The 13,253-nt window shown below is 48.4% G+C and carries 3 protein-coding genes; all 3 read left to right on the top strand.

Features of this window, described 5'->3' with window-relative positions; translation table 11 throughout:
• Positions 1–184 precede the first annotated feature (184 nt).
• The 3 genes from OIT45_RS01300 to OIT45_RS01290 all read left to right on the top strand — a co-directional run bounded on the left by OIT45_RS01300 (position 185) and on the right by OIT45_RS01290 (position 11,565).
• A complete protein-coding gene (locus tag OIT45_RS01300; RefSeq protein WP_199404174.1) occupies positions 185–1,726 on the top strand; it encodes a hypothetical protein in 1,542 nt (513 codons plus the stop codon).
• A gap of 196 nt (positions 1,727–1,922) precedes the next feature.
• Positions 1,923–4,466: a hypothetical protein gene (locus OIT45_RS01295; protein WP_264339779.1), complete on the top strand. Its 2,544-nt coding sequence runs from the start codon at positions 1,923–1,925 to the stop codon at positions 4,464–4,466.
• Positions 4,423–11,565, top strand: a complete 7,143-nt coding sequence (locus tag OIT45_RS01290; protein WP_264339778.1) for a MucBP domain-containing protein — start codon at positions 4,423–4,425, stop codon at positions 11,563–11,565. Before OIT45_RS01295 ends, OIT45_RS01290 begins: the two co-directional genes overlap by 44 nt.
• The last annotated feature ends 1,688 nt before the right edge of the window (positions 11,566–13,253 follow it).

Genomic DNA, 13,253 nt, shown 5'->3' with positions numbered 1-13,253 from the left:
AAAAGACGCACCACGCAGATCACTTCCGGTCTGTGTGGTGCGTCTTTTTGTGTGGTTTTGACGTTTTTGTGAATTAAGTGAACGTTTTGTGAATTTAAGGGTTGTCACGTGAATTAAGGAACTAATCGCCGTATTCTATTGTTACAAATTAGTTACGGAGCAATTTTTAGAAGAGGTGGGGACAATGGAAAAAGTGACTAGGTTATTTAGAGGGGCAATGTTAGCGACTGTAATCGTACCCTTTGCCGGTCTACTTACATTACCAACAACACAAAGTGTTTCAGCTGCAGATTATGGGGTAAAAATCTCAAATGGGGCGCAAGTACTATCAAACATTGACGGCACAGTAACGTTTGCAGGTGGGACTGTAAAACAAACCAAAACAGCAGATGGCCAAGTCAATCTCTATTTGAATGGCGTGACCTTGAATCAAAATGGCGATGGTACGTCGATTGCTTCAACTGGCAATCAACAAACACACCTTTACTTCGAAGGTGATAAGCCTTCAGTTGTAGAAGGTGCGTTGCAAGGAATCACCACAGTAACTGGAACGGCCAACTTGTTGGGTGGTTCTCGTGATGCATTGGCTGTCTACGCAGAAGACATGCCGGGCATGGCTAGTGTGATGCAACTTGAAGGTAATTTTGCTAAGCCAGTGACCTTGACACGCAAGGAGGGTAGCAAGACTGCACCAACTATCACGCTTGGAAAAGAAGATGGCACCCGTTTGAATCAATTGATTTTGGCGGGCAAGGCAACTGATAGCGCTATTGGTGGAAATGCCATCATTTATAATCCTGAACGCGTTTTGTCAGGCGATTTGGATAAAATTGTTGGGCCGACATCATGGCGTGTCGATTACGATCAAAACGATACAGACTGGAGCGATGCAGCAAATTACAGCACCCGCCCATTGTCTTTGAAGGGGCCAAATGGTGAAACGGCAACCCGAATTGAAGTTTCAAGTCTGCCGTTGTCATTTAAGGCAAACAATTTGGCTGTGGTGAATTCGACTAAGTTAGCAACTGATACGATTAACCCAACCGATTTGTACACCGCAGGTAATGGGCAACCGGTGACAGTATCACTTAGCCAAAACGGGACAGATTATACGAACTTTAACGGTGGCCAATTGGCCGCGGGTGAGTATGACGTGAAGGTTAGCCAACCAGCAAACGTTGATAAGGGTGTGTTTGGTAGTGAAGCGACTGGCCAATTGGTCGTACAAACGGCGTCAACACCAGCACCAAATAATGGTGGCGGAACTACGCCAACACCAACACCGGCGCCAAGTACACCGGTGACACCAACAGTTGTGGCACCGACTGCAACGCCGGTGACGCCAGTTGTACCGACGGTCGTGTTCGTATCAACACCGGCAGCAACCACAACGGCTACGCCAACAGCAACGCCAGCAAAGCAAGTACCGGCGGCCGCTAATGCAACGTTGCATCACGGATCAGTTAACGATCCGCTACACGGGCCATTGGAAGTGGACATGCCAGTGAAGTCAAAGACGACAGCTAAGGCACCAGCTAAGGCACCAGCTAAGGAAGCTAAGCATGAAAACGCTTTTCTAAAGCGGGCAGCGGGCTTGAGTACGCAAGCAGTAGTGGCTATTTGGTCAGTCGCTGTATTGGTATTTGTCGGATTGGTTTATCTTGGTATGCGTTGGGCTAAGCAAGCACAGGTTGTCGAAGTAGATAACGATTCAGAAGAGAAGTAAATAGATGAAAAAGCATGCTGATGACGGCATGCTTTTTTTGCCCGGTTAGTGATTTTAAGGCAAAAATCATTCTAAAAATGCCCACGCTTAACAACCGTAAACGTCCATCTGACCTGGTATTCTGGCACTGGAAAGGGAGAATATTACAAATTTGTGATGTTGTCTTGCTTAGAAAGTATTGTTTGGGGAAATAACAATGGAAAAAACAAAGGAAAAAAAGAAAAGGCTGGAAAATAGCAAGTTCTGGGTCGCGGCCGGACTGACCGCCGTTGCCGTCGGTGGCGTGACGACAGTCGAACCGCAATTCTGGGACTTTATTGATGATGCCATGCATCAGACCTACGCCGCCACGGTCAATTCAACAAAGACGATTGACCAGGTGACGGATGCAGATGCCGAAGATCCAAATTCTCAGCGAACGGTTACTTGGGGCGCAACCAAGGTTTGGGATAATAGTTTGGTAACTGGGTTGGGGGATTATAACGGTGCTACTTGGGCGGCAGATCGAAATTACAACAATAACCAACGCATTAATGATCCAGTGGGCGCTTATTACACTAAGTTGGTTGCAAACGGAAAAGCGACAGGTGGATATACCTATTTGAACCGTCAATTTGATGCAACAAAACCATTTACGATAGATGGGTACCTACATCCTGGTTTGGCTGGAAGTAATATTAATTTGGCACGGGATTATTCAGATTGGACGGGGTTGCTGTTGACGCCAACCGATCCTGAAAATATTGCATCATCGTATAACCTAAAGACAAATGGCGGAAGCGGACTGGGTATTCAAGGCGTCGCAAATGCCTTTGCGCTTGGAATTGATTTTAATCAAAATACCGGCTATAAAGACCCAGCCGGAGGACCATTTGGTGCGCTTCGTACGACTGATGCCAGCGGTAACCTGACTACACCGGGAACTAAGTTGTACACGTCAGGTTATGACTTGGCCCAATGGCGCAATACAGTCAAGTTCACGCTGAGCTGGAATCCAACTGGCGGTCCTAATGGTGGGCCGTCAATCGTAGCGACACTGGAAACGACGAACACATCAAATAGCACCAGCGCCCCTAAGACGTGGACAGTTGACACTGCGGCTGCTGGTGTCACATTGGCGGCGCCTAAAGCTCTGACGCTGGGATTGAATGCTATTAACGGAGATAATGCACAAGACCAATATGCATCAATTGACAATGTCTCAGGAACGTTTGCGACTGGAACAACAACTGTTAACTATGTTGATACAGCTGGCAAGACGATCAAGGACCCAACAACATTTATTGCGAATGTTAGTGAAACAGTCGGTATCACGAGTTTATCTTCAGGGGTTGATACTGCAGATTATGGTTTCCAAGCGCCAACAATTAAAGGCTATAACGTTAGTTCTGCAAGTAAGGTTGTGAAGGTTTCACAAGACGCAAGTAAAAACGTTATCACGATTACCTATGCCGAAAAGCCAACGCAACAGGCCAACATTCAAACGAACGCGCCGGCGCTTTGGAATGGGTCATCGACGATTGCTTCTTATACAACGAAGCAACAAGATATGCCACTGGGAAACTCGGGTAGCTTGGCGACGAGTATTACTGATGCTAGCTTGGCACGTTCGGGTTACAGCTACTATGTGACAGGTCCGAGTGGTTCAAGCTATACAACAATGGCATCAGCATCGGCAGCTGCTACAAACGTTTGGGACAGTACAGCGAATGCCGTCGGCTCAGCTGATGCGACACCACAAAATTGGACAGTTAACTACGTAGCCAACCCGCAACAAGCCAATTTATATGTGCAATATTTTGCACCATCAAGTGGCGCCTGGGTTTCTTCAGGAAGTAGTTCGTTATATGCATCAGCGGTTGGTTCCACAGGTGGCAGCATCTCATTTACCACAACTGATTCGCAGATTACTGCAGCATCTGGGTATCGTTATGTCATCTATGGACCGGATAATTCGTCTTATACGACGTTGAGCGCAGCACAGTCAGCATACAGTTTTGATAGTACGAATAACACGACAACTGATGCGTCAGCACAAAACTTTTGGTTGTATTACTATCCAGCGATGCAATTTACAAGTTTGGTAGTTGATGCAAATTCGCCGGTGAATGCCGCATCTGTTTTGGCTTCCTCATATGGATACACCAACACGGCGTTGGCATTGCCATACACCGATGCTTCACTGTCTGCGCAGGGTTACTCTTATGTTGTGAAAGGGCCAAATGGTTCAGAGTACAGCAATTTGTCAGCAGCGATGTCGGCCAACGCAATGTACGATGCGACAACTAATCCATCAAACACGGATAGTTCGGCACAAGTATTCACAGTCAGTTATGTGCCACAGTATCAAGCGGCGCAAATTCAATATGCCACTAATGGTCCAGTGAGTGCGGGGGCCGTTCTGGCTTCAACAGCTGGTACGACAAATAATGCGATTAGTTTTGCGGCATCAGATGGTGATTTGGCGCGCGTTGGTTACACGTACACAGTGACTTATCCAGGTGATAGTGTTTCATATGCGACGTTGTCAGCTGCCTTGGTCGCCCATGGTAAGTACGACGATACATCAAACGGTGGTGCGTCGGATGCTAGTGGCCAAGTGTTCACGGTTAATTACAAGACGAACCAGTATGCTGTCTTACAGACAACACCAACAGACACGTCAAGTCATTCAGTTTTGAGCTATTCAGCGGTCAGTGAAATCAGCAAATGGGCCAGCAAGCAGTGCTATCTCATTTAGTACCACGGACTCACAATTGGCTCGCAGTGGGTACACGTATTCAGTTGTTGTTAAAACAATTGATTCAGCGGGTTCAATTATCGGTAGCGTGCTGGCTTCTTATACGACATTGGCTTCAGCGTTAGCTGCGCAAAAGTATGACAATAATTCAAATGCAACCAACGCAACAGTCGATGCACAACGTCAATTGTTTGTGGTTGTTTATTCGCCACAAACGGCAACGGTGACGTATCACTATGTTGATGAAAATGGGACAAAAATTGTTGAACCGGTGACGGCATCAGGCGTTGTTGGGGCAACAATTGATGATCGTTCAATGGTCATCCCCGGTTACACCCTAATCGGACCTGACGCTTCGATTTCAGATGCAGATGGGGTTTATGATGCCAAGCGAACATCAACGGTAACGTACGTTTATCGTGCGAACCACCAAGAAGCTACGTTGTCGGTGGATAGTGCATCCCCAACGGCGGCAAATTCGGCTATTACGTCGGCAAGTGGCGTGACGAGTGGTAGTATTTCGTTCAACGTAACGGACGCGCAATTAGCAAAAACAGGGTACACCTACACGATTATCGGGCCAACTGGTAGTTCTTATGCTAATTTGACGGCTGCCTTGGCCTCTAATGCCTTGTATGACAACACGACAAATGGATCCGCTACGACTGATTCATCAGCCCAAGCCTTCCGCGTACTTTATAAGGCAAATGTGCAATCGGCCCAAATTACGGTCCAAGAAGGTTCACCAATTAGCGGTGGTGCTTCACTGGATGCCATTACCGGTGTCACGAGTGGTGCGATGTCCTTCAAGGTGAACGACACGACGTTGCCGGTATCTGGTTACACGTATCGTGTTGGGGTTGGCTATGACACGTCAAATATTACGTGGTATGCGACGTTGTCAGAGGCCCTATCCGCAAATGCCATCTTTGACAACACTGACAACACTGGTACAACGGATACGAAGGCGCAGTTCTTCTACGTCTCATATGCACCGATGAGTCAGGCGGCGACAGTCGCTGTGACCAGTGATTCGCCAATCAGTGCTGGTTCGACAGTACTATCAGCCGCTGGTTCGACTGGGTCAGCGATTTCGTTTGCATCGAATTCGTCTTATGCAACGCTGGATTCACAATTAGCTAAGTCAGGTTACACCTACACAGTGACGTATGGCAGTGATACGACGGCGTACACAACGTTGTCATCAGCGTTGGCTGCTCACAACAAGTACAACAGCAACAACACAACGTCAGGTACTAGCGATGCTAATCCGGACGTGTTTACGGTGAGCTATAAGGCGGATTCGCAAACAGCTATTTTGGCTGTGACGAGCAATTCACCAGTTGCATCTGGTTCGATTGCCGATTCAGCTTCCGGTGTTACAGCGGGCAGTTTGGCGTTCACGATGACCGATTCAGGTTTGGCTAAGCGCGGATATACGTACACGGTGACCGGGCCGGATGGCAGTGTTTACAGTAACTTGAGTGCTGCTGTGGCAGCTAATTCATTGTTTGATGACACAAATAATCCAGTTTCTGGTTCAAGTGACACGGCTATTCAAAGTTTCTTAGTGTCGTATAAGGCTGATTATCAGACAGCAGAAGTCGTTCTGGGTGAGTCGGGTCCTTATACGTCGGACTCAGTCTTTGCAACGACTTCAGGAGTAACGTCTGGTTCACTGTCATTTAACATTACGGATGCTGATTTGGTGCTTTCAGGTTATCACTATGTGGTTTGGGGCAAGTATGCAACAAGTTCATATGCAACTTTAAGTTCAGCGCTGGCAGCTGAAACGCACTTTGACAATACACCAAACGGTTCAGCAGCTTCAGATAGCCGGGCCCAACAATTCGTGGTTATCTACACGGCGGATTCACAAACGGCGAATATTGTTGTTGATACAACATCCCCAATTAGTGCGGGACAAACAGTGACGTCAGCGGCTGGTACGACTAGTGCAGCAATTGCGTTTGCTGATACGGCCGATAGTGATCTGTACGTGCAAGGTTATCACTACACGGTAATGGGACCAGATGGGTCGATTTACAGTGATTTGGCAACTGCCATCGCGGCAAATAGCTTGTATGACAACACCACTAACACGGGTGCAACAGATGCGAGCGCACAAAACTTCACAGTAACTTACACGGCCGACACCCAATGGGCGTCGTTGGCTGTGACGGATGATTCACCAATTCACGCCGGTTCAGTGATTGGATCGTTGTCTGGTAAGACGGCCACAAATATTCCGTTTGATGGGTCGGATGCAGCGTTGGCTGTATCAGGTTATACCTATCAAGTCCAAGGGCCAAACGGGGCGTGGTATGACACGCTAGCTGAAGCGCAAAGTGATAATACGACCTTTGATAACACGAGCAATGCCAGTGATTTAGATGCCGAGGCACAGATGTTCTTGGTAAGTTACACGGCGATGAGCCAAGCTGCAACAATTGTTGGGGCAGCGGATTCGCCAATTAGCGCTGGTATGGCGATTGAAAGTGCCGCCGGTGTCACAAGCGGTGCAATCAAATTCACAAACAACGACAGTACCTTGAGCCGTAGTGGATACAGCTATGTGGTCTACATGGGATCTGCCAGTGGTACAACGTATAGCACGTTGTCAGCAGCCATGGCCGCGAATAGTTTGTATAACGACACCAATACGACAGCTTCAGATGCTGATCCACAAGTATTTACCGTTTCTTATGTGGCCAACTATCAATCTGCTAACTTGGTGATTGGTGGGGCTACTGAAACTAGCAGTGGTGTGACGCTTGACTCGGCAGCTGGTGTGACGAGTGGCCGTGTATCATTTGCAACGACAGATTCAGCGTTGGCCTTAAGTGGTTATACGTACACGATTCAAACACCAAATGGGACAGTCTTTGACACATTGTCAGCTGCTGTCGCGGGATCACAAGGGTTGTACGACAATACAACGAATACCGGAACTTCAGACGCAACACCGCAGACCTTTACAGTTGTGTATGCTGCAATCACGCAAACGGCTGAAGTGGTTGTTGGTGAGACGAGTGATATTTACTCAGGTCAAGTGTTGGCAAAGGTGACTGGTGATACTGGCGCCGCTTTGGGGCTAACATTGACCGATGCTGATTTGGCTAACATGGAGATGACCCATGGCTATACCTACACGGTAACGGTCCAAAATGCGGATGGCACCATGGTTGTTGATGCAGATGGTAATCCAGTGCATTACGCAACATTGGCGGATGCGGTGGCTGCAAATAATTTCTTTGATGCGGTTAATACTGGCGTTAAGAAGTTTATCTTGAACCCCGTCGCTTCGTATCAAGAGAGTACGTTGACAGTGACGAGTGAATCACCAGTTTCGGCAGGTGTGGCTGTTGAAACGGCTAGTGGTGTGACCGATGGCAAGTTGAGTTTCGCGATGACTGATTCGAGTCTTGCGCTTTCGGGTTACACATACACAGTGACGGTCGTGAATGCGGACGGCACACGAGATACGTACAATACGTTGTCAGCAGCGGTGTCAGCCGTTTCAAGTTACGATAGTACGATTAACGGTAGTGGATCAACTGATTCAAGCGCACAAGCCTTTGAAGTCAGTTACAAGGCTGATTACCAATCAGCGAATGTGAACTTTGCGACAGCTGACGGTGATAAACCAATGCCATCAATTGCAATTGCTGGTGTCACAAGTGGTGCTTACACGTCAACTTACACGGCGGCTGATGGGTATTACTTTGTTACTTCAGGTCAACCAAGTGGGGTTAGTGTGGCTGCAGATGGTCGAACGGCAACATTGACGTTTAACTATGACGATACGACTAACCCAAGTGCGGCTGATAGTTCTGCCCAAACCTTTAACTTGATGTTGGCTGAAGCAAGTCAGTCAGGTGAGATTAGCTACTCATATTCAAACGCTGTTGGTTCACCAACGGTGCCAGATGCGGTTGCAATCGCTGGCGTGACGGGTGACACAAAGTCTGGCACGATTACAGCACCGGAAGGGTATTACATTGTCTCGGTGACGGGTGATCAATATTCAGTGGTTTACACGGATGAGACTCACCAAGAAGCAACGTACTCAGTGATTTTGGATGACTCTGACAATGGAAACGAGACATCTGATGGGACGCCACAAAACTTGCTTGTTGTGCTAGCACCGAATAACCAAACTGCGACGGTTACTGAGGTGATGCCAACGGGGTCAAGTAGTGTTGTCGATACACAAAATGACCGTACGGCTGATTCATACAGTTACACTTATACAGCGCCGGCAGGTTATTACATTGCCAGTGATGGCGTGACGGCTGCTTCGGGCGTAACGGTGGTGATTAGTGCGGATGGGACAACAGTGACGCTGACGGGTACCTACGATAACTCGAAGGATTTGGATGAAGCGGGTACAGATAGTGACGTTCAAAATACGGTTATTACCTTGACGCAAGCGACGCAACTGGCTGAATTTAAGGTGGTTGTACCATCGTGGGCGAAGACAGTTTCAGCTAAGATGAATACGATTGAAGGTAAAACGGGCGAAACGATTACGGCACCAACTGGCTATACGGATGATGACTTGGCTACAGCTGGTTATACTTACTCAGTTAAGGGGCCAGATGGCACGATTTATGACACAATGGCTGAAGCGTTGGCCGCTAATGCTATCTTTGATGATAGTAACAATGGATCAGGCAGCGATGTCGAGACCCAAACCTTTGAAGTCACATACACGGCTCAGAATCAAACGGTTAAGATTTTGCAACAGTATGTCGATGGGACGACAAATGGGCCAGCGTATCCACAATCGGATCCAACCTTGAATGGTAAGACTGATCAACAAGTCACCGGCACAATTACGGCGCCAACCGGTTACGAAATTGTGGATATCACTGAAGTTGATGGCGTGACGTGGGAAATTGCGGCTGATAATTTGTCAGCAACCTACACGATTACGTATGACACGATTACTGAAGAAGCGCCAGCGACCCGGGCAATGCTTCGGGCAGCAACCGACGGGACGGTTAGTCAAGAATCAGTGGTCACGTATGGTCCGTTGGATCAAACAGTCAATGTGACTTTTAAGGATGAAGTTGGACGCATATTGACGTCTGATACTGGAAAGACTGGACACGCGCTAGAAGGTAAGACCAACGAAACAGTTGATTATGATGATGCATCGTTGGCGGCCGATAAGGTCATCGATGGCTATACCATTACTTCGGACACAACGGATACGGCAACTGATTACGATGACGACGCAGCGGTAGATCAGGATGTCACCTTGGTTTACCGTGATACGCAAGCCCCAGCTGTGACGACCACTAAGACAGAACTTGTTTCTTCGAAGGATGGGTTGCCAGCTGATGAAGCAGCCTTCTTGTCAGCGGTTGGGTATGCGACGACGGATAACCAACAATACGGCGACTCAACGGTTTCGACCGATTACGATTCTGTTATGAATGATGTGAAGGCTGACGGCAAGGCTCGTGAAGTGACGATTACGGTTAAGGATGCGACTGGTAATACAACCACAAAGACGGTGATGTTGACGGTGGTTGATACGGCACCGGTCTCACAAGAAACAGATGTCCAAACGGCACAGAAAAACTTGGATGATTTGGTGAGCGATCCGAATGCCAGTGATGCGGATGTTGCAACTGCTAAGGATGCACTTGAACAAGCTATCCAGGATGCAAAAACGCAACGTGATGATGCGAAGGATGCAGCGCAAACTGCATTGACGTCTAATGAAACCCAAGCAGTTGCGGATGATCCGGGTGTTGTCGAGGCGCAACAAGCTTTGCAAGATGCGATTGATAATGCCGATGCTGATAAGGGGACAACGGAAGCGATTACTGATGCGACGGCGGCCCTTGAAAATGCGGTCGCGCGTGCTGAAGCTGGTTCAGTTGATACCGCACCGGTTTCTCAAGAAGATGCAGTCAAGCAAGCGCAGTCTGCTTTGGATGATGTGTTGGATAATCCTGATGCAACAACTGATGAGGTGGATGCGGCTAAGCAAGTCCTTGAAGACGCAGTCGCACAGGCTAAGTCTGATCGTGCGGATGCGAATGCAACGGCTAATGATACTAAGACACAAGTGGCTGATAGCCAAGATGATGCTGTTAAGCAAGCAGTGGCTGATTTGACCGCCGTGCAGGATGCGGCGGCAAATGATGACGCGACAACGGCTGATATTGAGCAAGCGGTTCAAAAGGTCGTTGACGCCGTGAATGATGCGGCCCAAACTGCGTTGGATCAAGATGCGTCACCAGTTCAAAATGAATCAACGGTTAGCCGGGCTAAGGATAACCTGCAGGACGTCTTGGACAATTCAGATAGCACGCCACAAGAAATTGTTGATGCGACGAATGCGTATAACGAGGCTGTTGCTGATGCGAAGAGTGATCGTGATGATGCGACGTCTGCTGCGGAAGACCAAATTGCGACAACAAATAATTCTAATCAAGTGAACGATGCTTCGGTTATTGATGCGAAGAACAAGTTGCAAGATTTGTTGGATAAGGCGGCGACTGGGGATGCCGATGCCTTGACGGCTGATATTGAACAGGCGACCCAAGATTTGGCTGACGCGGTGGCAGCAGCTGGTGGTGCCCAAGAGGTGGCACGTGCGGCCGCTGATGAGGCGTTGACCAAGACTGCCCCAGTAACTTACGAACCAAACGTTCAAACTAAGATTGATGCATTGAATGATCTGTTAGCTGACCCAACATCAACCGCAGATCAAATTAATGATGCAACAGCGGCGCTTACGTCGGCTGTCAACACTGCAACCACGCAGCGTACGTCAGCTAACGATGATGCGGCCACAGCTATTTCACAGGCACAAAGTTCAAATCAGTCTGAAGAACCAGCTGTTCAGGCAGCTGAAAAAGCGTTGCAAAATCTGGTTGATCAGGCAAAGACTAACACAGCAGATGCGTTGACAGATGATATTCGTGATGCGATTAAGAATTGCAGGATGCAATCAGTCAAGCCGCGTCTGATCAGGAGGATGCGCGTGATGCTGCTCAAGATGCAATTACAGCTGCATCGCCGGTATCGAATGAAGCAGCGACAAAGGCAGCTTTGGATAATTTACAAGATGTGTTAGCTAATGAAAATGCGACGACAGCTGAAATTCAAGCCGCAACGCAAGCGGTAACGGCCGCAACTAAGACTGACAAGGCTGACCGTGATGCGATGAATACAAAGGCTGATGATGCGGTGACGGCAGCGCAAACGGGTAATCAAGCGACCGAGCCTGGTGTGATTGATGCGATTAAGACTTTGCAAGATCTACAGGCAAAGGCGGCAACTGATGATGCCGATGCCTTGACGGCCGATATCGAGCAAGCAATTTCGGATTTGGCGACTGCGCAAGAAACGGCGGCAGGTAACCAAGAAGATGCGCGTGATGCTGCTAAGGCGGCGATTGCTGAAACCGAACCAGTATCATATGAAGATACGGTTGCGACGGCTCGGAAGGCGTTGGACAAGTTGTTAGCTGACCCGGCATCTTCGACGCAAGATATTCAGAATGCAACCAAGGCTTTGACTGACGCAACGACGGCTGAGAAGGATAAGCGTGATGCGATTAATGACGAAGCGGATAGTTATATCACTGATGTGCAAAATTCTGCTCAAGCTAGTGAGCCAACGGTTGTAAGTGCGTTGAACGCGTTGCAAGAAATGCAGGCAGAAGCAGCGACTGATTCATCAGCAGCCTTGACGGCTGATATTGCAGAGAAATTGGCTGAATTGAAAACGGCAGTTAACCAGGCGGCAACAGCCCAAGATGCGGCCAAGGAAAAGGCGGCTGAGGCACTCAATGATTTGCAACCGGTATCAAATGAACCAGGTGTTGAAACGGCAAAGTCTGCGCTTGAAAAGGTGTTGGCAAACGAGACTGCAACAGCTCAGGAGATTACGGACGCAACACAAAAGCTGTTGAATGAAACGGCGGATGCCAAGGCGGACCGTGCTTCGGCAGAGACGGATGCGCAAAATACAATTACCAAGGCGATGAACAGTGAACAAAGTGAAGAGCCGGCCGTGCAAGATGCGATTGATTATTTGAATCAAGTGATGGCAGACGCCGCAAACGATTCACCAAATGCACTAACATCTGATATCGATGCTGCTCGTAAGGCACTTGATAATGCGTTGGCAGCAGCTCAAGCAGCTCAAGAGCAAGCTCGTAAGGATGCATCATCGGCAATTGCACAAGCGAGTCCGGTATCGCACGAGTTGGCAACGGCTCAGGCAATTAATTCGTTGAATGCGGTTCTTGCCAATCCAGATGCAACAGCATCGGAAATTACAGCAGCTACCGCAGCTCTTAATACGGCGACAACAGCTGATAAGGGGGACCGTGATGATGCGAATGCAGCCGGAACTCAAGCGATTGCGGATGCTCAAGGTTCTGATCAAGTGAACGAACCAGCGGTGAAATCGGCTTTGCAAGATTTGCAGTTAGTCATGTCGACGGCCACAACGGATACAGCGGACGCCTTATCACAAGATATCTTGGATGCTATCCAAAAATTGTCTGATGCGCGTGATGCGGCAGCTGCCAAACAAGACACTGCCCGGCAAGATGCGGCAGATGCGCTGGCCAAAACGGCACCACTTTCAAATGAAAAGCCAGTTGCTGATGCAGTGCGGGAGTTGAAGGATTTGTTGGCTAACCCAACATCCACGGCAGCTCAGATAGCAGATGCAACCCAAGCAGTGAAGAATGCAGTGAGTGAGGCACAACCAGACCGTGATGCTGCTAACACGGCAGCTGATGATGCGATT

Origin of the sequence: Weissella sp. LMG 11983, assembly GCF_025908495.1 — a bacterium.
Taxonomy (GTDB): Bacteria; Bacillota; Bacilli; order Lactobacillales; family Lactobacillaceae; genus Weissella; species Weissella fermenti.
Note: the sequence above shows the minus strand (reverse complement) of the source record. Positions and strands in the feature narration are given on the sequence as shown.

What these genes read in the sequence shown, in the direction of transcription:
- OIT45_RS01300 (WP_199404174.1), top strand. Translation starts at nt 185, where the DNA reads ATGGAAAAAGTGACTAGGTTATTTAGAGGGGCAATGTTAGCGACTGTA.
- OIT45_RS01295 (WP_264339779.1), top strand. Translation starts at nt 1,923, where the DNA reads ATGGAAAAAACAAAGGAAAAAAAGAAAAGGCTGGAAAATAGCAAGTTC.